The sequence below is a fragment of the Novosphingobium anseongense genome, assembly GCF_037482895.1.
In the GTDB taxonomy this organism is placed as follows: Bacteria; Pseudomonadota; Alphaproteobacteria; order Sphingomonadales; family Sphingomonadaceae; genus Novosphingobium; species Novosphingobium anseongense.
Genome location: NZ_JBBHJZ010000002.1, coordinates 707687 through 731760, shown reverse-complemented (window position 1 = coordinate 731760; position 24074 = coordinate 707687). Strand labels below are relative to the sequence as shown.

Annotated in this window: 21 protein-coding genes; 4 read left to right on the top strand and 17 right to left on the bottom strand. The window is 67.2% G+C overall.

What is annotated here, in order from left to right:
- Positions 1 to 69 precede the first annotated feature (69 nt).
- The gene (locus WG901_RS12200; protein ID WP_339587342.1) at positions 70 to 1434 is read left to right on the top strand and encodes a hypothetical protein; all 1365 of its coding nucleotides are present in this window, start codon (positions 70 to 72) and stop codon (positions 1432 to 1434) included.
- Positions 1435 to 1508: 74 nt separating this feature from the next.
- Here WG901_RS12200 and WG901_RS12195 read toward each other — a convergent pair whose 3' ends face one another.
- The 9 genes from WG901_RS12195 to WG901_RS12155 all read right to left on the bottom strand — a co-directional run bounded on the left by WG901_RS12195 (position 1509) and on the right by WG901_RS12155 (position 9585).
- Positions 1509 to 2141, bottom strand: a complete 633-nt coding sequence (locus WG901_RS12195; RefSeq protein ID WP_339587341.1) for a DUF4198 domain-containing protein — start codon at positions 2139 to 2141, stop codon at positions 1509 to 1511.
- A complete protein-coding gene (locus WG901_RS12190) occupies positions 2138 to 2425 on the bottom strand; it encodes a DUF3325 domain-containing protein (RefSeq protein WP_339587340.1) in 288 nt (95 codons plus the stop codon). Before WG901_RS12190 ends, WG901_RS12195 begins: the two co-directional genes overlap by 4 nt.
- The gene (locus tag WG901_RS12185; protein ID WP_339587339.1) at positions 2422 to 4035 is read right to left on the bottom strand and encodes a PepSY-associated TM helix domain-containing protein; all 1614 of its coding nucleotides are present in this window, start codon (positions 4033 to 4035) and stop codon (positions 2422 to 2424) included. Before WG901_RS12185 ends, WG901_RS12190 begins: the two co-directional genes overlap by 4 nt.
- Positions 4032 to 4349: a hypothetical protein gene (locus WG901_RS12180; protein ID WP_339587338.1), complete on the bottom strand. Its 318-nt coding sequence runs from the start codon at positions 4347 to 4349 to the stop codon at positions 4032 to 4034. Before WG901_RS12180 ends, WG901_RS12185 begins: the two co-directional genes overlap by 4 nt.
- Positions 4350 to 4360: 11 nt before the next feature.
- Positions 4361 to 6604: a TonB-dependent siderophore receptor gene (locus WG901_RS12175; protein WP_339587337.1), complete on the bottom strand. Its 2244-nt coding sequence runs from the start codon at positions 6602 to 6604 to the stop codon at positions 4361 to 4363.
- A 106-nt stretch (positions 6605 to 6710) separates the two neighbouring features.
- Positions 6711 to 7463 carry an SDR family NAD(P)-dependent oxidoreductase gene (locus WG901_RS12170; RefSeq protein WP_339587336.1) on the bottom strand — a complete coding sequence of 251 codons (753 nt, stop codon included), beginning with the start codon at positions 7461 to 7463 and terminating at the stop codon, positions 6711 to 6713.
- A gap of 15 nt (positions 7464 to 7478) precedes the next feature.
- The gene (locus tag WG901_RS12165) at positions 7479 to 7961 is read right to left on the bottom strand and encodes a nuclear transport factor 2 family protein (protein ID WP_339587335.1); all 483 of its coding nucleotides are present in this window, start codon (positions 7959 to 7961) and stop codon (positions 7479 to 7481) included.
- The gene (locus tag WG901_RS12160) at positions 7958 to 8881 is read right to left on the bottom strand and encodes an NAD-dependent epimerase/dehydratase family protein (protein ID WP_339587334.1); all 924 of its coding nucleotides are present in this window, start codon (positions 8879 to 8881) and stop codon (positions 7958 to 7960) included. The genes WG901_RS12165 and WG901_RS12160 overlap by 4 nt, the downstream gene beginning before the upstream one ends.
- 122 nt (positions 8882 to 9003) lie before the next feature.
- Positions 9004 to 9585 (bottom strand): TetR/AcrR family transcriptional regulator, encoded by a 582-nt coding sequence (locus WG901_RS12155; RefSeq protein ID WP_339587333.1) that lies wholly within the window; start codon positions 9583 to 9585, stop codon positions 9004 to 9006.
- An 86-nt stretch (positions 9586 to 9671) separates the two neighbouring features.
- On the opposite strand from WG901_RS12155, the gene WG901_RS12150 reads away from it, so the two are divergent.
- On the top strand, positions 9672 to 10124 hold the full coding sequence (locus tag WG901_RS12150) for a VOC family protein (protein ID WP_339587332.1): 453 nt from the start codon (positions 9672 to 9674) through the stop codon (positions 10122 to 10124).
- Entirely contained in the window at positions 10121 to 10444 is a 324-nt protein-coding gene (locus tag WG901_RS12145) for a putative quinol monooxygenase (protein WP_339587331.1), read from the top strand. Before WG901_RS12150 ends, WG901_RS12145 begins: the two co-directional genes overlap by 4 nt.
- On the opposite strand, the gene WG901_RS12140 is transcribed toward WG901_RS12145, so the two are convergent.
- The 8 genes from WG901_RS12140 to WG901_RS12105 all read right to left on the bottom strand — a co-directional run bounded on the left by WG901_RS12140 (position 10441) and on the right by WG901_RS12105 (position 23205).
- Complete coding sequence (locus WG901_RS12140; RefSeq protein ID WP_417602839.1) at positions 10441 to 12477, bottom strand: MGH1-like glycoside hydrolase domain-containing protein; 2037 nt, start codon at positions 12475 to 12477, stop codon at positions 10441 to 10443. The genes WG901_RS12145 and WG901_RS12140 overlap by 4 nt on opposite strands.
- Before the next feature lie 160 nt (positions 12478 to 12637).
- Complete coding sequence (locus WG901_RS12135; RefSeq protein ID WP_339587329.1) at positions 12638 to 15445, bottom strand: TonB-dependent receptor; 2808 nt, start codon at positions 15443 to 15445, stop codon at positions 12638 to 12640.
- A 197-nt stretch (positions 15446 to 15642) separates the two neighbouring features.
- Positions 15643 to 17061, bottom strand: coding sequence for a glycoside hydrolase family 43 protein (locus tag WG901_RS12130; protein ID WP_339587328.1), 1419 nt, complete (start codon positions 17059 to 17061; stop codon positions 15643 to 15645).
- Between the two features lie 23 nt (positions 17062 to 17084).
- Positions 17085 to 18098 (bottom strand): arabinan endo-1,5-alpha-L-arabinosidase, encoded by a 1014-nt coding sequence (locus tag WG901_RS12125; protein ID WP_339587327.1) that lies wholly within the window; start codon positions 18096 to 18098, stop codon positions 17085 to 17087.
- Entirely contained in the window at positions 18098 to 19660 is a 1563-nt protein-coding gene (locus tag WG901_RS12120) for an alpha-N-arabinofuranosidase (protein WP_339587326.1), read from the bottom strand. The genes WG901_RS12125 and WG901_RS12120 overlap by 1 nt, the downstream gene beginning before the upstream one ends.
- Positions 19661 to 19697: 37 nt before the next feature.
- On the bottom strand, positions 19698 to 20624 hold the full coding sequence (locus WG901_RS12115; protein WP_339587325.1) for a Gfo/Idh/MocA family protein: 927 nt from the start codon (positions 20622 to 20624) through the stop codon (positions 19698 to 19700).
- 4 nt (positions 20625 to 20628) lie between these two features.
- Entirely contained in the window at positions 20629 to 21627 is a 999-nt protein-coding gene (araD1, locus tag WG901_RS12110; protein WP_339587324.1) for an AraD1 family protein, read from the bottom strand.
- Between the two features lie 51 nt (positions 21628 to 21678).
- On the bottom strand, positions 21679 to 23205 hold the full coding sequence (locus WG901_RS12105) for an aldehyde dehydrogenase (NADP(+)) (RefSeq protein WP_339587323.1): 1527 nt from the start codon (positions 23203 to 23205) through the stop codon (positions 21679 to 21681).
- 113 nt (positions 23206 to 23318) lie between these two features.
- Between WG901_RS12105 and WG901_RS12100 the strand changes: the two genes are divergently transcribed.
- On the top strand, positions 23319 to 24074 hold the full coding sequence (locus WG901_RS12100) for a FadR/GntR family transcriptional regulator (protein ID WP_339587322.1): 756 nt from the start codon (positions 23319 to 23321) through the stop codon (positions 24072 to 24074).

The following is a 24074-nucleotide window of genomic DNA, read 5'->3' as shown; positions in this document are numbered from 1 at the left end:
TTGCCCGTGCATCGTATAATGAAACGATGAAGTTGCCATTATTCGAGTGGCGACAATGGGAGCGGAAGCATGGCGACGACGATGGAAACTGGGGCAATCGAGCGGCTGACCGGTCTGGTCGAATCCCCCGATCGGTACGACTACGCCGCCGCCGACCTGCGCGAGGCGCAGATCGCGGCGATGAACGCGCGCTTCCAGGACCGCATGGGCAAGATCAAGCTCCTTCGGCATCGCGCCGAAGAGGCCGGGATCACCGAGATCCGCAGCCTCGAGGACGCCGTGCCGCTGCTGCTGCCGCACACGGCTTACAAGTCCTATCCCGAAAGCTTCCTGATGGAAGGCAAGTGGGACAAGCTCTCGAAATGGCTCGATTCGGTCTCGACCCATCGGGTGCCGGCGATCGACGCGAGCACGATCCGCGACGTCGATCACTGGGTCGAAACGCTGCAGGCAGGCGGCCACAACGTGTCCTGTTCGTCGGGCACCACCGGCAAGTCGGCCATGCTCGTGGCGTCGGACGCCGACATGGAATGGTGCAAGCGCGAGGCGCCGCAGGCCTATACCTGGGGTTCGGGCGTCCCGCTCGATCACAGCCGCCGCATTTTCGGACTGGCACCCGTCGCCAGCGTCCCGCGCAACGCCGCCACCGGCGAGGCCTATGTCGCAACGCTGCAGGATCCGAATTCGGAACGGTTCGCTTATCCGGTGCCGCCGATCACCGTCGGCAGCCTCACGCAGATGGTGGTGGCGCGCAAGAAGATCGCCGACGGCACGATCCGGCCCGAGGAACTGGCCGAGTTCGAGCGCATTTCGGCCGAACGCGCCAAAGCGGTCGAAGACGCGGTCGGCGTCACTGCCGAAGCCCTCGTCACGGCGCGCGGCGACAAGCTGCACCTGACCGGGCTGTGGTCGGGCCTCTACAACGTCGCCAAGGCCGTGCGCGACCTGGGCTACAGCGCCAAGGACTTCAGTTCCGAGAACTCGATCTACGTCGGCGGCGGCCTCAAGCGCGCCAACCTTCCGGCCGACTATCGCGAGTTCGTCTACGAGACCTTCAACATCCAGCCCGAGCGCAACTATCAGAACTACTCGATGCAGGAACTGCACTCGGGCATGCCGCGGTGCCAGAAGGGCGGCCGCTACCACCTGCCGGCCTGGCTCGTGCCGCTGATCCTCGACAAGAGCGGCGACAACCTGCTGCCGATCGTGGCGGGCGAGTACGAGGGCCGCGCGGCCTTCTTCGACCTCTCGATCGACGGCCGCTGGGGCGGCGTGATCTCGGGCGACAAGGTCTCCATCGACTTCAGCCCCTGCGCCTGCGGCGCCAGGAGCCCGTCGATCCGCGACACCATCGTGCGCTATGCCGACCTCGAGGGCGACGACAAGATCGGCTGCGCCGGCACGGTCGACGCCTACGTGCGCGGCCTTTCCTGAGCCGAAAGGCGAAACGCCCGCCGACCCCCAAGGGGCGGCGGGCGCTGGACATCGGACCCTGGTGATCGCGCGCGTCAGTCGAGGACGAAAGTCGTCGTCGTCGTGCGATGCAGGACGGCGACCTGGCCGTGCGGCGTGTCGAAGCTGCCCTCGTCCTTCTGCGAGGCCGAGAGCAGGTAGCGCCCCTTGCCGAGCAGCGGCACGGTGACGCCGCCCTGGGCGTCGGTCTTGAGCGATCGCGTCCACTTGTCGGGCGAGATCACGGTGATCGCGGCGTCGGCGACGGGCTTGCCGTCGCGCGTCAGCACGAAGCGGTCGCCGCCGGCGGTCGCGGGGGCCAGTTCGAGCGGCAGGATCGCGCGCGCCTCGCCGCGACCGGCGCGGGCGTAGTAGACCACGCTCTGTTTCTTGCCTTCGGGGCCCCAGGGCTTGAAGACATTGTCGTCCTGGACGCGCACGTCGCCCGCGGGCACCGCCACTTCGAGATAGCCCGCCTTGCGCGCCAGCGCCGCGGTGCTCGCCGGCAGCAGCTTGGGCGCCTGGAGATGGTCGAATTCGGGATCGCCGCCGTCGGGCAGCGGCGCTTCGGGCTCGCCCAGATAGATCCGCGCCGGGCCGGCGCCGTCGCGTTCGACCCAGACCTCGTGCGCCTGGGCCGGGACCGCGACGAGAAGACCGAGCGAAAGACCGATGTGCTTGAAGCTCATTTCGAATTCCTTGGCTTGGCGACGGGCGCCAGATTGAGAAACAGGAAGGTCGCGGCGGCGCCGAAGCTCAGCGCCCCCAACCAGAAGATCGCGCCATAGATCGCGCCCTTGGCGGCAAAGGCGAACAGGCAGCACACCGCCACCGCGACCCAGGCCCCGCGCTTGAAGGCGCGCTTGCGCAAGGTCCCCGGACGCGCGCCGAGCCTCTGCTGGTGATGCGTATCGGTCGACAGGCCGAAGAGCGCGAAGGCGATCACCGCGCTGATGATGCAGAGAAGCGTCATTCGGCAGGCTCCAGCTCTCCGAAGGTTTCGCTCGTCGCGGCCGGGGCCGGCGATGGCGCCTCGCGCCGCCGCCGCGGCTCGGCGACCCGGTGCGACGCGACGCGCCTCGCCGTCGCGAGGAAGCCCAGGCCGAAGAGGATCAGGACCAGGTCCACCCCGGCCAGGACGAAGTCGCCCTGCGCCAAGGTCTCGGGCAACCCGCGCGAGGTCGCAACCACATTGTAGAGCGGCAGCGCGACCAGCAGCACGCCCGTGGCGCCGAGCAGCACGGTCCAGACCTGCCGCGCCTTGAGCAGGCTGGCCAGGACCAGCGCCAGGCCCCAGGCGATGAACAGCCCTTGCACTTCCCATTCGGCGCGGCCCTTCATGGCCAGCGGCAACAAACGGTTAGCCCAGAGCATCGCGGCGATGCCGAAGGGGAAACCGCCGACCACGGCAACGTTGAGCCATTCGACCAGACGGAACCCGAAATGCGGTCGCGCCGGATCGGGCAGCTTCTCGCGCCGCTTGACCGTCCACAGCACGAGGCCGCTCGCCACCATCAGACAGCCGCCCAAGCCGCAGAGGAAATAGAACCAGCGCAGGCCGAAGTCGGCATAGCGCCCCGCGTGCAGGCCGATCATCGCGCCGGCGGTCTCGTTCGCGCCGCCCGGCGGTGGCGACTGCCAGACGAGCTTGCCGGTCGCATCATAGGCCAGCGACGGCTCGCGCGACGACAGCATCGAATTGGCCGACCGCGTGACCGTGATCAGCCCCGCGGCGTCGCCCGGCTCGCGCACGCTGATGAAGCCGACGGGGCCGCCCAGGCGCTTCTCGGCGTCGCGCACCACCCCGGCCAGATCGGCCAGCGGCACCGGTCGGCCCGAACGCTCGGGCTCCTCGACATGCGGGAACAGCTTGTCGGAGATCGTCTCGCGATCGGTGTAGTTGGCGACCACGGCCCAGGGCATCAACATCGCCATCAGGGTGACGAGGCCGGTATAGGTGATCATCAGGTGGAACGGCAGCGACAGCACGGCCGTGGCATTGTGCCCGTCGAGCCAGGAGCGCTGGCCCTTGCCGCGGCGCAGGGTGAAGAAGTCCTTGAAGATCTTCTTGTGCGTGACGATGCCGCTGAGGAGCGCGATCAGCATGGCCATGGCCGAAATGCCGACGAGCCAGCGCGCCCAGATGATCGGCATGTAGTGCAGGTCGAAATGGAAGCGGTAGAAGAAGTCGCCGCCGCGCGTGTCGCGCGCGACCGTGGCCACGCCGTCGGCGCCGATCAGCGCCTGGTTGTCGCGGCCGCGACGACCGCCGCGGCGCCCCTTCTCCTCGCCCTTCTTGGGCTGCGGCTGCCAGAAGACCTGCGAACCCGGCGAGCGCGCGCTGGGCATCGAGATCGACCAGGACTTGGCGTCGGGCACCTTGTTCTGGAGAAAGCGCTGCGCGCCGGCGAGCACCACGTAGGGCTCCTCTACGCGATCGAGCTCGGGCCGCATCCAGCGGTTGAGCCCCTCGCGCCAGAAGGCGATCGTGCCCGCGACGAAGATCACGAACAGGACCCAGCCGAGGATCAGCCCCGACCAGGTGTGCAGGAAGGACTGCGATTGGCGGAAGCTCTTGCTCATAGACGCCCCGTCGATGCGATGGACAGCCAGGTGATGCCGCCGGCCAAGCCGCCGAGCAGCGCCAGGGTCCAGAAGGCGCGCCAGCCGCTGCGCGCGGCAAAGGCCCACATCGCGGCGAAGGCGCAAAGCGCGAAAGCGACGAGCGTCGCCGTGACCGTCGCCTCGGCCCGATCACCGGGCAGCAGCCGCGCGAGCGCCATGGCCCAGAGGCTGCCGACGGCGTAGCCGAGCGGCACCGCGGCGATCACGCGCAGGGTCATGTCCCCGCGCCGCCGCCAGGCCTCGACCCGCGGGCTCGTCGCTTTCGTGCTCATTGGCCTGGAAGTCATTGGTAGGTGAACCGCAGGGTCGCGAAGACCGTGCGCGGACTTCCGAAGAAGTTGCCGCGGCCCGTGGTGCCGATGCGGGCGTAATAGGTCTTGTCGAACAGGTTGTTCACATTCACCGAGAGCGAGACGGCCTCGTCGAACTCGTAACCCGCGCGCAGATCGGCGACAACATAGCCCTTCTGGCGGACGATCGTGGAGCGGGTCGTGACCACCCCGGCGGCGTTGCGCACCGCCGGATTGCCGGCCCAGGTCTCGCTCAGATAGGTCAGGCCGCCGCCCAGGCTGAAGCCGGCCAGCGCGCCCGTCTCAGGCTTGTAGTTGGTGAACAGCTTGACCGAGTGCTTGGGAATGACCGGCGTGAGCGGCAGCCCCTCGAAGATCGGATTGGCATCTTCGAGATACTTGGTGTGGGTATAGCTGTAGCCGCCATTGACCCGCCAGCCGGGCAGGATCTCGCCGGCGACCTCGAACTCGACGCCGCGCGCGCGCACCTTGCCGATCTGCAGCACCACTGTGGGGATGTCGGGATCGTTGAACAGGCGGTTGGTCTGCTCGATCTGATAGCCGGCGAGCGAGATCAGCAGGCGGTCGTTCATCAGCGAGAGCTTGGTGCCGATCTCGTACTGCGCACCGAGCAGCGGATCGATCGCCTTGCCGTCGGGACGCGTGCGCCCGGGGGGCGCCGCCTGCGGGGTGAAGCTGTCGGCATAGGAGCCGTAGACATTCCAGTTCCCGGTGACGTCCCAGACGATACCCGCATAGGGGGTGAAGCGCGAGTCGATCGAATAGCCGGTCGGTGCGAGCCGGGTCGGCAGGATGGTCTGGCTGTTGGTGTCCCACCAGGTCATGCGGCCACCGCCGATCAGCGTCAGGCCCGCGACCGGATTGAACCGCAGCTGCCCGTAGATGCCGTACTGCTCGATCTCGCTCGTCGTCCCGCCCCAGACCTGCGTGACCGTGCTGGGTCCGCCGGGGACCAGCGGTCCGCCCTGGATCGGATAGGCCGGCAGCGCCCCGCGCGGATCGAGCGGCGGCTCGAGCGGCGAGACCGGGTTGTAGACGTCGATCCGCGCATAGCCCGACAGGCGGGTGAAATACTGCTCGTTGGAGATGCTCTGAACATCCATGCCCAGGATCAGCGTGTGATCGCGGCCGAAGGCAGGGAACGAGCCGACCGCGTTGAAATCGAACGAGCGCGTCTTTGCATAGGAATCGCCGCGATAGGCGATGTGGCTGGTGACGCCGTTGGTGGCGGTGACCGGTGCGCTGCCGATGTAGGAATAGACGTCGATACGATCGACGTCGGTGAACAGCGTCGAGGCACGCAGAGTCCAACGATCGCTGATCTTGTGCGTCAGATCGGCAAAGAACGACCAGGTGTCCGACTGGAAGCGGTTCCAGTCGGCGCCCAGATAGGTCGAGCGACGGACGTCGAGCAACTGCCCCTCGCTGCCGTCCGCCCCACCGATCAGGCCCGGCAGACCCGTCTGGATCGCGGGCCTGAAACGCTCGTAGGTCGCGCCGAAGGTGAAGGTCGTGCGATCGCCGATGTCGATCTTGCCGACGCCGAAGGCGCCGATCCGGTTGCGATGCGCAATGTCGTAGAACTGGTCCTGATCCTGCGCCATGACGCCCGCGCGCACGGCCACGCCGTCGCTCAGGGGAACCGAGACGTCGATCTCCGAACGCAGGTTATCGTAGCTGCCGTAACCGATCGCGCCCTGTACCTTGAGTTCGTCGAGCGGACGCTTGCGCACGATGTTGATCGAGCCCGCGGGATTGCCCGAACCGCTGAACAGGCCGGCCGGGCCGCGCAGCACTTCGAGCCGCTCGTAGAAGAACAGGTCGGGGACGACCGCAGGGAAGTCGAACGACAGCGTCGGCGTGCCGTCGACGAGGTAGTTGCTGATCGCAAAGCCGCGCGACATGAACGTGGCGCCTTCGCTGCCGACGCCGGTGACGGTGATCCCCGTCGTCGCCGTCAGCGCGTCTTCGAGCGTGAACAGGTTCTGCGCTTCGATCTGCTCGCGGTCGATCAAGGTGACCGTGTTCGGAATGTCCTTGAGCGGCGTGACGGTCTTGCCGACCTCTTCGCCATAACTCTTGCCCAGAACGACGATGTCAGCGCCACGCGCCTGGTCTTCGGCCTCGCTGGCTTCGTCCGCCCAGGCGGCCCCGGCCTGCAGCGATCCGGCCAGAATTCCGATGATTCCAACAGACTTACGAAGAATATGCTTCACGATTTGCTCCCTGATTCGGGAGCGCCAATAGCCTTATATCTATTGCGAGTCATTCTCATTTTCACATCGGTGTGACGTTTCCGATCACACCGATGTGGAGAAGGCCTCAGAGCATGACCTGGCCGCCGTCGGCGTTGATCGTCTGGCCGGTGACATAGCGGCTGTCCTCGCTAGCCAGGAATACCGCCACCGGCGCGATGTCGGTATCGAGATCGCCGAAGCGGCGCAGCGAAATGTCGTCCATGTATTTCTGCCCACGCTCGGGGTTTTCTTCGAAGAAGCGTGCGGCCGCCGGGCTCAGACCCGCCGGATTGATCACGTTGATGCGGATCCCGAACTGGCCCCACTCGCGCGCGGCCGAGCGCGACAGCGCGCGCACGCCTTCCTTGTTGGCGCCGTAGATGCCGTCGCCGGGCTCGCCGTAGATGCCCTGTCGCGTGCCGAAGTTGATCACCGAACCGCCGCGTTCCTTGAGGTGCGGGAAGGCCGCCTGCATGTGGTAGAGCGTGCCGAACAGGCCCGACCCGAAGGTCAGCGCGATTGCCTCGTCGGTGATGGACTCGACCCCGGCCTGGCGCGTGGTCTGGGCATTGTTGACCAACACATCGAGCCGCCCGAAGCGCTCGACCGCCGCGGCGATCGTGCGACTGGCATCGTCGCGGCTGGCGACATCGGCGGTGATTGCCAGGACCTGCGCGCCGCTGTCGGTCAGCTTCCTCGCCTCCTCCTCGAGGACCTCGCCACGCCGCGCCGACATCACCACGGCCGCGCCCTCGCGCACGAAGGCCTGGACAATGGCGAGGCCGATCCCCTGGCTCGCGCCCGTGACCACGGCGACCTTTCCGGTCAATCTAGTCATGCAGTGTCTCCCTGATCAGCCGATGCCGATGATGGTGTTCTCGCCCGAAAAGTCCGCCGCGATCGCGCTGGCGCCCGGCGAAGTCTCCGCGTGGGTGCGTTCGAGCTTTCGATAGGTGAAGCGCCAAGCGCCGTCGGCCTCCTTGCGGTAGGTCTCGTGGTAGAATCCGAAACCGCGCAGCCACTGCTTCTCGCCGTTGCGGTACCAGAAGAGGTTGTCTTCCATCGCCCAGACGCCGGTGGCGTTGTGGCTATCCTGGAACTCGATCACCGGCGTGTGGCAATGGTGGACCGTAGTCACCCCGGCCATCTGCACCGCGAGTTGCGCCGCCGCGGCCTTGCCGCCGACGATCGGCTCGGCGCCGATCGACATCGCGACATAGTCGTCGCTGTGCAGCGCGGCATAGGTGTCCCAGTCCTTGCGGTCGACCGCATGATCGCGCCGCGCCTTCATGTCGCGGATCGCCTCGAGTTCGATCAGGCGTTCGAGATCTGTCATTCCGTCGGCTCCCCGACCACATGATGCGCGCCGGAAAGCCGCTCGCGCCGGCTCTCGATCACCCGCCGTACGCCTTCGCCCACCGAAACCTTGTTCGGCCCGAGCAGCGAAACCATCTTCGTCGTGTCGCCCCAGATCGGCCAGGCCTTGCTGTTCTCGACGAAGATCGGCTCCTTGCCGAGAATATCGCCGGCGATCCTGCAATAGTCCTGGATCGTCACCGGCTCGGTACCGCCGACATTGACCACTTCGGCGCCGACCTTGGCGATGCCCGCGGCGGCGATCGTCTTCTCGACGTAGTCGTCCTCGTAGAGCGGGGTGTAGACGTTCCGCACCCCCGGATAGACGCTCACCGGCTGGCCCGCGGCGACCTGGTCGATCCGCTGGGTGATCGCACCTCCCCGCGGCCCGTAGAACGAGAAGATGCGCACGATGGTGACCGGCAGGCCGTAGTCCTCGCTCACATGCTTGAGCAGGAATTCCGACGCGATCTTGCTCGCCGCGTAGTTCTCGATCGAGGCGTGGAGGCCGTAGGGATCGTCCTCGCGCAGCGCCCGCTCGCCCTGGTATTCGTAGGCCGACCCTGTGCCGCCGTGAACGAAGGCCTGGGCATCGCGATAGCGGCGCGCAAGACGCCCCGTCGCAGCCGTATTCACTTCGTAGGACTGCGGGTACTGCTGGGGCAGCACGGCGTAGTTGATCACCACGTCCACGTCCGGCAGCGAAGACAGATCCGGGTTCGCGAGATCGAACGTGACCGCCCGCGCGCCCGTGGCTTCCATCTTGCGCTTCTGTTCGGGGTCGGACCAGCGCGCGAGCGCATGGACCTCGTTTGCCTTGGCCAGTTCTGTAGCCACCGGAAAGGCGACGAGGCCGCTCGCCCCCGTCACCAGCACCCTCTTGCCCGAAAGTCCCGCCATCGCTGATCCTCTTCCGCCTTGTTTTGTGCAGTCGCCTAAATCTGTCGGACGGGACCTTCGCTGTCAATGGCTCAGGCCGGGGGCTCAGGCTGGGGGCTCAGGCCGGGGCTCAGGCTGGGGGTTCAGGCGGGGAGCGGCGCGCCGTCCTCGACATGGGCGATCAGCGCCTCGATCCAGCCGAGCGTCTCCTCGTGCCCGCAATCGACGCCGAGCACCGAATCCATGGCCAGCAATCGCGACACCGCGAGCGCGAGGACCGAGAGGATCATCGGCGGCAGCGGCGCCGCGCCACCGCCGGACTCGGCGACCGCGCGCTCGATCACGGCGGACTGGAGCAGGCGCAGGCGCTTGCTCGCGCGAGCGATCTCGGCGCGCAGAACCTTGCGGTGCGTCGCCAGCGCGTTGAGTTCGAGCACCATCGCCGTGTTGGTCGAATCCATCGAGAGCCGCCACAGCGCGCGCAGCGGTTTGCGCTGGGCGAGGACCTGGGTGAGCTGGGCGAAGTGTTCGTCCTCGATGCGCTTGAACACCGCGAGGAACAGCTCGTCCATGTTGCGGAAGTAGTAATGGACCAGCTTCGACTTGAGCCCGGCGCGCGTGGCGATGCGGCGCGACGAGACCGCGGCATAGCCTTCCTCCCGCAAGAGCCCGATCGTCGCGTCGAGGATCGCCACGCGCGGCGGGGACGATGCGTCACTCTCCAAGTCTTGACTCCGCTCTGACGAATGTTAGGCACTTGCTCAAAATGTCTAGCGCGCAATTGCGTGATGCGCCAGACGGGAGAGCAGACATGATCCTGGCGATGCATGCAACCAAGCTCGTGGTCCGCGATCTCGATGCGGCCGATCGGTTCTACCAGGCCGTCGGGCTCAAGCCCGTCGCGCGCAATCTCGGCGGCGAGGGCGATGTCCGCCAGCAGCAGTCGTGGCTCTCGGTCTCGGGCGATTCGACCACGCACATGCTGATCCTCAGCCAGTTCCTCGAAGTCCCCGCCCCGGCCCTTCCCGCCTATCCGCGCGAGGTCTGGCTGGCCTTCAACGTCGCCGATGTCGACGCGACGATCGCCGCGGTCGAGGCCGCCGGCGGCAGCGTGCTGCGCGCGGGCGAGGACCGCCCCGAGCACGCCGTCCGCGCCGCCGTCGTCGCTGACAACGAGGGCCACGTCATCGAGATCGTCGGCCCGATCGGCGGCGCGGATGCGGTGACCGATCCGCTCGCCGCGGGTCAGGAGGACCAGGCATGATCACGATGATCGTGCATCTGCGCGTCGCGCCGGCGAATGCGGCGGCCTTCGAGACGCTGATGACTCACGTCGCCGAGATGACGCGCGAACACGAACCGGGCGTCGCCTACTACGCCTGGTCCAAGAGCGTCGACGAGGCGGACACCTATGTCGTCGTCGAGGTCTATGCCGATGCCGAGGTCCACGCCGCGCATATGGCCAGTTCCTGGGTCCGCGAGTCCCTGCCCAGGTCGGCGGCGCTGATCGACGGCCTGCCGCATATCCGGCAATATGTCAGCGACGGCAGCGCGCCCGTGCAGCGCAGCATCGCCTCGGCCTAGGGCCGCGCCGCGAACAGCTTGAACTCGACCAGGCGGATCGCCTGTTTGCCCGCAGGTATCATGCGCAAGCGGACGCGGTCGGTCGCGACCGTGGGCCAGTCGAGGCGCGTGATGCCATTGGCCAGCGGTGCTCCGGCAGGCTTGGCCACGGAATGCCACTGCCCATCGCGCCAGATTTCGATCTCGACCCCGCGCGGCGCGGCAAAGCGCCGAGCGTCGGCGAAGAAGGCCAGCTCGGCCTGAGCAAGCGGCATCGGCCGGCCGAGGTCAATCGCGAACCATTCGGGCTTGCCGGCGCCCGGGGAGTCCCAGCCGTTGGGCAGCTCGGGATAGAACCAGACGCGGCCATCGACCGCGTCCTGCAGCTTCGCGGGCTCCTGGTTGCTCGAAGCGCTGGGCTTGGGGAACTGACCGCGTACGAGCTGCACCGCCTGATTCACCTCGCGCGCGATCGCCGGCGGCGCGCGCCGCGCGACCGGCAGCGACAGCCGGCCGAGGTCCGCCCGGCGCGCGACTTCGCGGCCGTCGACCTCGATCGACAGACCCGCGCCGCGACCATAACGGCGGCCATCGGCATCCCAGGTCACCGCGATGCGGTGACCGCGATAGGGCACGTTCTCGGCACGGAACCAGCGCAAGGCCTGGGCGTCGCCGGCAGCCGGCAGCAGCGGATTGACCTCGAGCAGGTCGTCGGCCCGGGGACGGATCCCGACCAGCCCGGTCAGGACCAGATCGACGAAGCCCGAATGGAAATAGTGGTGGCTGCGGTCGAGCCCGACGATCGGCTTGCCCGTCTCGGGATGATAGTCCTCCTCGAGGTCGAGCCGGTCGCCCTGGTAGTGCAGCGCGGCATACTGGCGCAGCAGGCGCATGTAGTCGCCGCGCGTGACCGGTCCAGTGCCTTTGTAGTGGTCGAGCAGGTTGGCCATGGCCGTGAGCACCTGGGTGGTCTGATAGGGCCAGACCGGGCCGTTCCACTGGCATTCGGGCGCGCCGTCGAGATAGCGGTACTGGCGCATGTAGTGTTCGTAGCTCGCCTCGACCGTGCGCATCCCAGCCTGGCCCGCGAGCACCTTGGGATCGAGCAGATGCGCCCAGGCCCCGGCATAGCGCGCCTCGTCGGGCACCAGATCGAACATCCACGGAAGATAGCCGACGAGCTCGCGCGCGCGGATCGGCTGCCAGTATTTCACGTGTTCGTTGTCGACCTGATAGCGGTCGACGAAGTGCCCGAGCGAGGAGCTCCACAGATCGGCGAGTACGCGCTCACGGATGTCCTCGGCGCGCGCATCGTATTCGCGGGCCATGACCGCATCGCCCGCCAAACGTGCCATGTTGGCGAGCGCGCGGGCATTGGCGAACATGTAGCTGTTGACCGAAGGTCGGAAGGAATCGCCGCCGCGGAAGCCGTCCTGGCCGCCCGAGGCATCGATCGAAGAGACGGTATATTCGGTCGCGTCGAGCAGCGGTTCGACGAAATAGAGCCGCTTGGCGAAATCGTACTTCTCGTCCCACAGGCGATAGACGTGGCGCATGACCGACAGGTGCCGCAGCACCGCATCGCGATCGCCGTCGACGAGGTATCGGCCCCAGACCGAATCCGCCATGTGATCGGTGAAGTGGCGGTCGTTGCCGCCCGCATACATGAAGGCGATGTAATCGTCGGTGAAGCGCCGGTCGTTCAGCCAGCGTCCCTCGGCGATATGGAAGCCGCTGGCGTCGTTGAGGCTGGCATAGGGCTGACGCTGCCAGGAAACATCGTCGAGGAATTCGGTGGTGACATAGCCCTCGGCGCCGAGGTCGCGCTGGTGCGCGCGGAACAGCCCCCAGCGATAGTACCAGACGGCATCGAGCTTCGGATCGGAGGATTCGAAGAAGGGAATGCGATCGCGGTACCAGGCCGCATCGTTGCCGAAGTGCTTCCGCGCGATCTGCTCACGGTCGAGCGAGGATTGGGCGAGCGAGGATTGAGCGAGCGCGGGCGCGGCAGTCCCGGCCAGCGAGACGGCTGCTGCCAGGAGAATTGCCAACACGTGACGGATGACCAGGCCTTTCGTTGTCGCGTGGCCCGAAGCAGGGTGCGGCGGCCGTTCCAAGTCCGGGAGGGAGGAAGTTACCAGGAACGGCCGCCGCGGGGAAAGCGATGGGGACAGCGTCCGCATCGCCTCCGGGGGGCTCTATGGGCCGGGAGCGCTACTTGAACGTGTAGCGGACACCCAGCGCGAAGGTGCGCGAGAGCAGCGTGGTGCCGAGATTGAACTGGTCGGGACCGCCGACGTCTTCGAACTTGTAGTAGGTCTGCTGCTTCGACTTGGTCAGGTTGACCGCGTCGAAGGTGATGCCCAAGCGATCGTTGACGTTGAAGGTCAGCTGGAGGTCGAGGCTCTGCTCGGGGTTGCGCCAGACGCCGATCGGGTTGGCGAACAGGCGGGCTTCGTTGACCGCCAGGAACTCCTTGCGCCAGATGTACGAGAGGCGCGCGCCGAGCGGGCCGTTATCGTAAGCCAGGGTCGCGTTGTACGACAGGTCCGACACGCCGAAGAACGACGAGGTCGCCTGGCCCGTGATGTTGCCGGCCGCGTCGGACAGCGGGATGTTCTGCTTGGAATCGAGCACCGTCACGCTGCCCACGAAGCCCAGGCCGTCCATGAACTTGGGCAAGTAGTGCGGGAAGTAGGTGAGGCCGAGCTCGATACCCTTGAGCACGCCGTTCGAAGCGTTGACCGGACGGGTGATCGCGAAGCGGTTGGTGGCGCCGGCGACGATGCCGTTGTTCGGGATCGTCTCCAGCACCGTGAGCGGCACGACCAGCCCGTTGATCTCGCGGCGGAAGGCCGTCGCGGTGATCGCGCTGTCGCGGTCGAAGTACCATTCGAGCGCGACGTCGTAGTTCTTCGACGTCGTCGGCTTGAGCGACGCCGTGCCCGCCGTACCGCTGCCGTAGCCCACGTTCGTGAGGTCACCTGTCAGCGTGTAGTTCGGGTTCACGTCGGTGAAGTTCGGGCGGCGCAGCGTCTCGCCATAGTTGAAGCGCAGGCGCAGCTTGTCGGTGATCTCGTAACGCGCGGTAAAGGCCGGCAGCCACTTGCTCGAACCGTTCGAAACGCGGGTATGGGCGCCGTTGTTGTAACGGTCGAAGAAGTCGTAATTGGTGTCGACCGTGACATAGCGCACGCCCGCCTGCAGCATCAGCGGACGACCGAGGATCGAGACCTCGGCATCGGCCTGGACATAGGCGGCGATCGTGTTTTCGTTGATCCCGAAAACCTGCTGCAACGCGAGCTGATCGGAGGTCTTCACGCCGTAGAGGCTGCGGACGGCATCGGCGTTGTCGTAGAGCCACGAGCCGTTGGGCAGGACCCACGAGGTCGGCACGTCGGCGCGACCCTGGTAGAAATCCTTGTTGGTGAAGACCGATTCCGCACCGAAGCGCGAGACGAAGCTGGCCAGGTTGAGCCCGCCGACCGGCGCGCCGGCGTCCTGCGTGCGCACGAAGGACGAGCCCTTGCGATCGTCGATGCGGATGCCCGCCTTGATCTTGCGGAGGAAGCCTTCGTCCCAGGTGTAGTAACCGTCGAGCGTGCCGGTGATGGCGCTGCCCTTGTCGCGGTTGCCGTTGTCGTAGAGCTGGGCGACGTTCCACACGGCCGGATTGGTCAGCAGGCTGTCGTCGCTGAAGTGGTACGACGGGATTCCGCCGTTGGCGTTGAAGACCGTGCTGATCGAGCTGGCCACGCGATCGGTGCGCATCGCCAGGAACGAGGTGTCCACCTTGCTGGTCTGGTAAGCGAGGTCGGCGACGATCTTGCCGCGCTCGCCCACGTCCCACTTGCCGTTCAGTGCATAGACGAAGCTGTCGGTCTTCGACTTGTTGAAGTCACCGCTGTTGAAGCCATAGACGTCCGCCACGTTGCTGCGCGACTTGACGATGTTGGTGCCGTCATAGAGCCCGACCGTGCCGGGGTTGCCCCACCAGTCGACGAAGCTGAACTGCAGGCTGTTGAAGGTCTCGCCGCGGAAACCGGCGTAATAGACCTCTGCCGTATAGACCGAACTCGTGTTCGGCGCCCACTGCAGGGCGACGTTGAACGAGGGGCGCTCGCGCTTGCCGTAGAGATCCGAGCTGAACACGGCATCGCGCGACAGATAGTAGGGCGTGTTGACGCCGTTGATCCGCAAGGTCGATCCGGCAGCGGTCGACAGGCCGCGGTCGAGGCCGGGCGTCCAGTTGACGTTGTCGGCACCGGGGAAGATGCGCTCGAGCGGGGCGAGGCCCGAACCCGCGGGCGGGGTCTGGGTCGCGAAAGGCACGAGGGCGCCCGCGGTCACGGTCTGGTCGCGGAACTTGGTGCGGCTGTAGGAACCGTTCACCAGAAGGCCGATGTCGCCGATGCCCGTGTCCCAACGGTTGCTGATCAGCAGCGCAGCATTGGGGTTATAGGTATCGGCCTGCTCGTTGTAGATGCCGCGGACCAGGCCGGAGATGGCGAAGCCGTCGAAGTCGAACGGACGGCGCGTCTCGACGTTGATCTGACCGGCGAGGCCGGTCTCGATCTGGTCGGCGGCGCGCGTCTTGAACACGTCGACGCGCTTGACGAGGTTGGCCGAGATGTCCTGCAGCGCGAAGGATTGGCCGGTCGTGGTAAAGATGTTGCGGCCGTTGAGCGTGGTCAGCGCGTCGGGCAGACCGCGGATCGACAGCTTGGCGGCTTCACCGCCGGCGCGGTCGGTGACCTGGATGCCGGTGACGCGCTGGAGCGCTTCGACGACGTTGTTGTCGGGCAGCTTGCCGACGTCTTCGGAAACGATCGAATCGACGATCTGCACCGATTCCTTGCGGACGTTGATCGCGCCGACGATCGAGGCGCGGACGCCGGTTACGACGATGGCCTCGCCGTCACCCTCGGTGCTGTCGGGAGCGACATCCTGCGCCTGGGCGACGCCGGCGAAACCCAGCGCGAGAACGGATGCGGCACAGTATGCGAATGGCTTGAACGCCATGATTGAATTCCCTCCCATAAAGGCCGGCCCTCTGGCTCGGTGCCCTGGATTACTCGGACTAATTATTTGTCCGAGTAATCCGATGCAAGAGCAAATGAATGTCGAGCGTCAGATTTCATTCATATATATGAAATATAGTACTTTAATGCGACGCAACGACCCGATCCCGCGCCGATCTTGTCCTACCTGATAACGACTCAGTCCGCTTTCCACAGCGTGGCCGGGTCGGTCCGCGGCGCCAGGTGCAAACCGCCGGCCGCGGAGGACAGCGCCTTTCCGGGTTGCAGCCTGGACTCGAACTGAACGGTTCCGCGCGCGGCACCGGGAACACGCCGGAATTGGTCCGCGCCGTTCGCGAAACCGCCCGCGCCTGCCCGGGCGAGGCTGACCGAACCGTCGCTGGTGACGGCCAGGGCATGGTCGGGCAACAGGATTGGCGACAGACGCACGCTGCCCGCGTCCGCAGCCGTCGCGCGGAACTGCGTCGCGGGCAGCGCCGCGTCGCCCACGAAGGCGCGGGCGCCCTGATGCGCGAGATGAAGACCCGGCAGGCGCGCGGAAGAGAAACGCTCTGGCAGGGCGCCGTTGCCCACGGGCACGCCGAAGTCGGGACTGCCGTCGGGCTTGTAGTAGAGCCGCTGCATGCGCGTGTGGCGATTGGGATCGAACAGCGGATCGCCGGTGATCGCCTCGTAGTCGCGGCCGTGATAGACCAGCACGTCGCGGCCCCGCTCGTCCACCGTGAAGCTGTTGTGACCGGGACCGAAGACCGAGGTCTCGCGGCAGGTGACGAAGACCGGCTGCTCCGACTTGGTCCAGGCGCGCGCGTCCATCAGGTCGGCGTCGGCGTCGATCGTCAGCAGGCCAAGGCAATAACGCGCGTCGGTGGCGCTGGCCGAATAGGTCATGAACAGGCGGCCGTTGCGCTCGATCACCGCGGGAGCCTCGGCGACCTTGAAGCCGCGGATCTCCCAGTCGAGCGTCGGGATCGTCAAGCGCGTCGCCTGGGCCGCCAGGGTCAGCGGCGTCGCCAGCGGCGCGATGTAGAGGTTCGAATTGGTCTCGATTCCCGGCTCGCGCTGCGCCCAGGCGAAGTAGCGCTGGCCGCGGTGCGTGAAGACCGTGGAATCGAGGTTGAAGCTGTCCCACGGCGCCTTGAACTCACCGAGAACGGACCACTTGCCCTTCATCGGATCGGGCCCGTCGCAGACGATCGCGTAAGTGCGGATACGGAACACGTCCTCGCCACCGCCGCTCGGTCCCGCGGCGAAATACATGATCCAGCGGCCGTCGATCAGATGCAGTTCGGGCGCCCAGAGGAAGCCCGACATCGGCCCGCTCGCCTGGTGCCGCCAGAGCACCGCCTCGGGTGCGGTAGCCAGCCCGGCGAGCGTGCGCGAGCGGCGCAGGACCAAACGATCATACTCGGGCACCGAGCCGGTCAGGTAGTAATAGCCGTCGTCGTGACGGAACACCTGCGCGTCGGCCCGCTGGCGGACCAGCGGGTTTGCCGGCGCGGCCACGGGCCGCGACGCGCCGGCAAAGAGTTGGCTATTCGCGAGCGGGAGCAACGCGGCGCCGGCGGCGAAAGCGCGGCGCGAAATGGGAAAATGCATCGGGCCTCTCCGGTTATCGTGGATCAGTATTCTGCGACGGGCCAGCCGTCCGCGCCCCAGCGGATCGGCGCGATCCGCATGGTCGGAACACCCTGATTCTCGCGATCATAGGCATGGTAGACGACGTAGGTCGTGCCGTCGGTGTCGGTGAAGGCGCCGGCGTGGCCGGGGCCGCGGAAGCGCTGCTGCTCCTGCAGGTCGGCGCGCAGAAAGATCGAGCCGCCGCCCTGCATCATGGCGCTGCCGTCCTTGCCGAGGTAGGGCCCGGTCACCGAGCGCGACCGCGCGACGACGGTGTAATAGGTGCTGTTCACGCCCTTGCAGCAATAGTCGTAGGACGCGAGCAGGTAGTACCAGCCGCCATGCGGGATGATGAAAGGGGCTTCGACCGGTGCCGGGCCGCCCGCGGGGGCGGGGCGGCGCGCGATCGCATGGGGCGTGGCGCCCGGCGCAGGCTTGCCGGTCTTCGGATCGAGCGCGAAGAGCTTGAGCCCCGTCCAGAAGCTGCCCAGCGACAGCCACTGTTTGCCCTCGGCATCGATCACCAGGTTGGGATCGATCGCGTTGAAATCGCTCTGCGGGGTCGATTGCACGACCAGGCCGCGATCGGTCCAACCGTAGGTCTTGGCCTTGGGATCGAGCGTGGGGCTGGTGGCGAGGCCAATCGCCGAGCGGTTGGAGCCGAAGGTCGATACCGAATAATAGAGCCGGTATTCGCCGTTCACGAAGGATATGTCGGGCGCCCACAGATCGCCCGCGCCGGGCACGGCCTGCGTCGCCCAGGCGGGCAGTGCCTTGAGCAGGGTTTCGCCTGCGGTCCAGTGCTTGAGATCCTTGGAACTGCGCGAAACGATGTATTTCCCGCCCGTGCTGAACACGTAATAGGTGTCGCCCTCGCGGATCATCACCGGGTCGTGGACATGGGTGATGTCGCCCGAAAGCTGGGCGTTGAGCGTCGCGGGCTTGTCCGAGGGCTGCGCACCGGCGGCGCTGGCGGCGACGAGCGCCGCCAGGCCGATGAGCTTGCGCAAGGCCATCACCGCAGTTCGAGCACGACGACCGACTTCGCCGGCAGGGTCACCACCAGCTTGCCGCCCTGCACCTGCGCGCCGTTGAAGGCGGCCGGCTTGACCACTTCGGGCGCGGTGAAGGTGTTGTGCGCATTGATCGCCGAGGCCGTCAGGATCCGCCCGCTGACGCTGGCGGTCACCCCGTCGATGCCGATCGTCACCGTGTTGGTCTGGGTGGGATCGAGGTTCGACAGGCCGACATGGACCTTGCCGTCCTTGCCGCGCACGGCCGAGCCGCTGACCGCGGGGACCGAGAATTCGCCCTTCTTGTACTGCGGGGTCTTGAGCTCGAGCGGCAGCACGGTCGCGTCCTGCCAGGGCTTGTACATCTCGAAGACGTGGTAGGTCGGCGTCAGCACCATCTTGGGGCCGTCGGTCAGGATCATCGCCTGGAGCACGTTGACCATCTGGGCGATGGCGCTCATCCGCACGCGATCGGCGTGCTTGGCGAAGATGTCGAGATGGACCGAAGCGATCAGCGCATCGCGCAAGGTGTTCTGCTGACGCAGGAACCCAGGATGCGTGCCCGGATCCTGGGCGTACCAGGCGCCCCATTCGTCGACCGCCAGGAAAACGCGCTTCTGCGGATCGTACTTGTCCATGATCGCGCTGTGCTTGGTGATCAGCTCGTCCATGCGCATCGCGCCGGCCAGGGCATCGGCCCAGCCGGTCTCGTCGAAATCGACCGCAGGCGCGCGCGGCGGCCAGCCGCCGGCGGGGTGGACGTAATAGTGCAGCGAAACCGCGTCGAGCTGGCCCGCGGCGATCTTCATCATCGCCTCGGTCCAGTCGTAGTCGGAGACGTTGGCGCCGGCGGCGATCTTGACGATCTTGGTGCCAGCGGGCGCCTTGACGAAAGTGGCGTAGCGACGCGTGACATCGGCCGCATATTCGGCGCGCATGTTGCCGCCGCAGCCCCACAGCTCGTTGCCCACACCGAAATAGGGGACCTTCCAGGGCTCCTTGTGGCCGTTGCGTGCGCGCTCTTCGGCCAGGCTGCCCGCGGGCGCGGTCATGTATTCGACCCACTCGGCCATTTCCTGCGGCGTGCCGTTGCCGACGTTGCCGGCGATATAGGCCTCGGCACCGACCTGGCGCAGCAGCTCGAAGAACTCGTGCGTGCCGACCGTGTTGGGCTCGGTCACGCCGCCCCAATGGGTGTTGACCTTGACCGGGCGCTTGGCCTTGGGACCGATGCCCTCACGCCAATGATATTCGTCGGCGAAACAGCCGCCCGGCCAGCGGATCACCGGCACCGACAGGTTGCGCAGCGCCGCGACCACGTCGTTGCGGAAGCCGTTGGTGTTGGGGATCGTCTTGTCGTTGCCGACCCAGAGCCCGCCATAGATGCCGTTGCCGAGATGCTCGGCGAACTGGGTGAAGATCAGCTTGTCGTAGACCGGTCCAGGCTTGTCGGCGCGGATCGTTGCGCTGGTGGGCTGGCCGGCGGTGTCGGCCTGGGCCGCGCCGGCAATGGCGACGGTCGAAAGCAGCAGCGCCATGGCGGCGCGGCGCAGGGTCTTGATCATCGTGTCCTCTCCTGAAGGGCGATCTTGGCTTGGAATGTCAGTCGTGGAAGGCAGCGACGGTCTCGCGCCGGCCGCGCAGGAAGGCGTCGGCGACGAGGCGCAGCGGATCGATGTCGACGTCGCTGCGGCCGCCGCGGATCAGGTTGGCGAAACGCGCGTAGAGGCCGGCATATTCGAGATCGTCGGCATGTTCGGTGCCCGTCGGCAGGGTCAGCACGGCCCCGCCGCTCGACAGCTTGAGCGTGCCGGCGTCGGTCTCGACCTCGATGTCCCAGCTTTGCGGGCCGGTCTGGCGCCAGTCGAGGTCCATGTGGATGTCCGCGCCGGCGGTATCGCAGAACTGCAGGTCGGCGGCGATCGGCGCGGCGCGGTTCTCAGGAATGCTCAAGGTCGCGGTCTTGAGGAAGACCGGCCGCGGCAGGATGTGGGTGATGATCGAGAGCGCGTTGATCCCCGGATCGAACACGCCCAGGCCGCCCGGCTCCCAGATCCAGGCCTGGCCCGGATGCCAGACGCGCACGTCCTCACGCCAGGTGACGGAGACGCGCTCGACCTTGCGGTCGGACAGCCAGGCCCGCGCCGGCGCGACGCCTGCAGCAAAGCGCGAATGCCAGGCCGCGAACAGCGTCGCGTCGACCTTGGCGGCGCGATCGCGCAGCGCGGCGACTTCGGACAGGGTGGCGCCCGGGGGCTTCTCGAGGAAGACGTGCACGCCGCGCTTCAGCGCCATCGCCGCCAGACCATAGCGGACCTGCGGTGGCGTGCAGAGCGCGACCGCGTCGACCGCCGGGCCTTTGTTCAGCAGGTCTTCCAGTCGCGCCAGATGCGGCACGCCGACCGGCCCCGGATCGTCGGGGCTGACCGTCGCGGCCAGGCTGAAAGCCGGATTGCCCCGGATTGCCGGCAGGTGCTGATCGCGCGCGATCTTGCCGAGGCCGACGACCGCGATGCGGATCGGGTCCATCGCCTCAGAGCGCCTTGACCGCGACCGCGCTGTCTTCGGCGCGCGTCAACGGGTTGGCCAGCGGCAGCGCGAAAGGCGCGGCCGAGATCTCGAACACGTCGCCCTCCTGCGTCTGCACGCCATCGGCGAACGAAAGCGTCGCCGTGCCGAAGAAGTGGACGTGCACGTCGCCCGGGCGGCGGAACTGCGCGTACTTGAAGTGGTGATGCTCGAGATTGGCGATCGTGTGCGACATGTTGCCCTCGCCCGAAAGGAAGGGCTTTTCCCAGATCACCGCCCCGCCGCGCAACAGGCGGCTGGTGCCCTCGACATGCTCGGGCGGCGCCCCCAGCAACAGCTCGGCGCCCAGCGCGGCCTGGCGCAGCTTCGAGTGCGCGAGCCACAGGTAGTTGTGGCGTTCGGTGACATGGTCGCTGAACTCGTTGGCCAGCGCCAGGCCGAGGCGCCAGGGCGTGCCGTCCTCGCCGATGATGTAGATGCCGGCCAGCTCGGGCTCCTCGCCGCCGTCCTGCGCGAAAGCCGGCATGGCCAGCGGATCGGTCGCCGAGACGAGCTGCGAACCGTCGCCCTTGTAGAACCATTCGGGCTGCTGGCCGACCGTGCCGGGCGCGGGCTTGCCGCCCTCGAGGCCTTCGAGGAACATGCGCATCGAGTCCGTCTGCTTCTCGGTCTCGGCGGCGGCGCGGTGCATCTTGTCGCGGCCCTCGGCCGAGCCGAGGTGCGTCAGGCCCGTGCCCGCGAGCACCAGATGCGCCGCATCGTCATGGTCGATCGGCGCCAGCAGGTTGCCCGCGGCGAACTCGGCCGCGATGTCGACCGGCGCGCCTTGCGGGCAGGCCCTGGCCGCATCGAGCAGCGAAACGCCTGCGCCGATGGCCTTGAGCGCGAGCGCGCGCGTGCTGGTGATACCACCGAGGATGAAGTGCGCGGCGTCACCTTCGGCGAGGATGACCGAACGCGTGCCGTCGGGCGCGCGATGTTGGAGCAGGCGAATGGCAGTCATGGAATCTCTCCCTGCCGCGGCGCCCCTCTCGACGCCGCGGGTGCATGTTGGTCAGCCGAGCGTGAGCGTGCCGTCGATCAGGCGTGGTGCGCCGTCATTCCGGGCATCGTCCCGCAGTTCGGGGGGCAGGATGGATTGCGCGAGGTTCTGGTAGGAGACCGGGCGCAGGAAGCGGTCGATCGCGAGGCTGCCGACCGACGTCGTGCGCGCATCGGACGTGGCCGGGAACGGCCCGCCGTGAACCATGGCGTGGCAGACATCGACGCCGGTGGGCCAGCCGTTGGCCAGGACGCGGCCGGCCTTGCGTTCGAGCAGCGGCAGCAGGCGGCCGGCCAGCGGCTCGTCGGCCGCGTCCATGTGCAATGTCGCGGTGAGCTGGCCTTCGAGACCAGCGACCACGGCGGCGAGCTCGACCTCGTCGGCACAGCGCACGATGATCGACGAAGCGCCGAAGACCTCGTGCTGGAGCGCCTTGTCCGCAAGGAACTCGGTCGCCGTGGTCTGGAACAGCACGGCGCCGCCGCAGGTCGTGTTGCCGGTATCGCCCTGAGCCAGGGTCTTCACCGCAGCATGGCCGGCGAGCGCGTCGGTACCGCTGCCGAAGGCCGCACGAATGCCGGTGGTGAGCATCGTCTGCGGCTTGGCATCGGCGACCGCCCCGCTCGCCGCGGAAACGAAGGCGTCGAGGCCTTCGCCCTCGATCGCGAAGACGAGACCCGGATTGGTGCAGAACTGGCCCGCGCCCATGGTCAGCGAACCGACGAAGGCCGTGCCCAGAGCTTCGCCGCGCGCCTTGAGCGCTTCGGGCAGCAGCAGGACGGGATTGATGCTCGACATTTCGGCATAGACCGGGATCGGCACGTCGCGCGCCTGGGCGAGCTTGACGAGAGCGAGACCGCCCCCGCGCGAACCCGTGAAACCGACTGCGGTGATGCGCGGATCCTGGACGAGCGCCGCGCCGAGTTCGTTCGACGGACCCGCGACATGACCGAAAACGCCAGCGGGAAGTCCGCTGGCTTCGACCGCACGCGCAATCGCGCCGGCGACGAGCGCGCCGGTTTGCGGGTGCGCCGGATGGCCCTTGACCACGACCGGGCAGCCGGCGGCGAGCGCCGAGGCGGTGTCGCCGCCCGCGGTCGAGAAGGCGAGCGGGAAGTTCGAGGCGCCGAATACGGCAACCGGGCCGAGCGGAATCATGCGCAGGCGCAGATCGGGGCGCGGCGGCTGGCGATCGGGCAGAGCGGGATCGATGCGCAATTGCTGCCACTGGCCCGAACGGAGGACCTGGGCGAAGAGCTGGAGCTGACCGACGGTGCGGCCGCGCTCACCTTCCAGGCGTGCGCGTGGCAGACCACTCTCGGCCATGGCGGCTTCGACCAGCGAATCGCCGAGTGCGAGGATTTCGGCGGCGATTCGCTCGAGGAAGACTGCGCGATCTTCGCGGCTGGTCGCACGATAGACATCGAAAGCGGCCTCGGCGGCGGCGCAGGCCGCGGCGACTTCGGCCGGTCCGTCGACCTGGAAGGGCTCGCCGAAAGGCTCGCCGGTCGCTGCGGCCACGGAACGGAATTCAGTCATAGCGGTGCTCCTTATTTACTCCGACATATTATTCTCGCGCGGGAAACGCAATCTTTGTCGTTCCCTGTCGGCCAGATGGCTGTTAGGCTTTGATCGAAGGGGAATATCGAACTGTGACCAAGCCAGAATCCGCCAATGACGAAGACGTAGCAGACCGTCTGAAGGAAACGCGGGGACCGGGACGGCGACTACACGGGGCGATCGCGCACAAATTGGGCACCGCGATATTGTCGGGCCAATATGCCCCCGGCGACGTCCTCTCGGGCGAAGTCGCATTCGCCGAGGAGCTCAAGGTTTCCCGCAGCGCCTATCGCGAGGCGATCCAGGTGCTCACCGCCAAGGGCCTCGTCGCCAGCCGTCCCAAGGCGGGTACGCGCGTGCTGCCGCGCGATCGCTGGAACCTGCTCGATCCCGAAGTCCTCGCCTGGGCCTTCGCCGGCGAGCCCGACATCGAATTCGTCCGCGACCTGTTCGAACTGCGCGCGATCATCGAGCCGGCGGCGGCACGGCTTGCGGCCCAGCGCCGCGACAAGGCCGATCTCAAGGTGATGAAGGACGCGCTCGCGGGCATGCGCCGCCACACGCTGACCACCGACGCCGGCCGCGCCGCCGACCGCGACTTCCACAACGCCATTCTTCAGGCGACGCGCAATCACGCGCTCGTCGTGCTGAGTGCGAGCATTGGCGCCGCAGTGCACTGGACCACGCAGTTCAAGCAGCGCTCGCGCGAGTTGCCGCGCAATCCGATACCCGATCACGTGCGCGTCTATGACGCCATCGCCGCCGGCGAGGCCGAGGCCGCGGCCGAGGCGATGGGCGTGCTCGTCGATCTTGCGCTGGAGGACACGCGCAGTTCGATGGAGAACTGA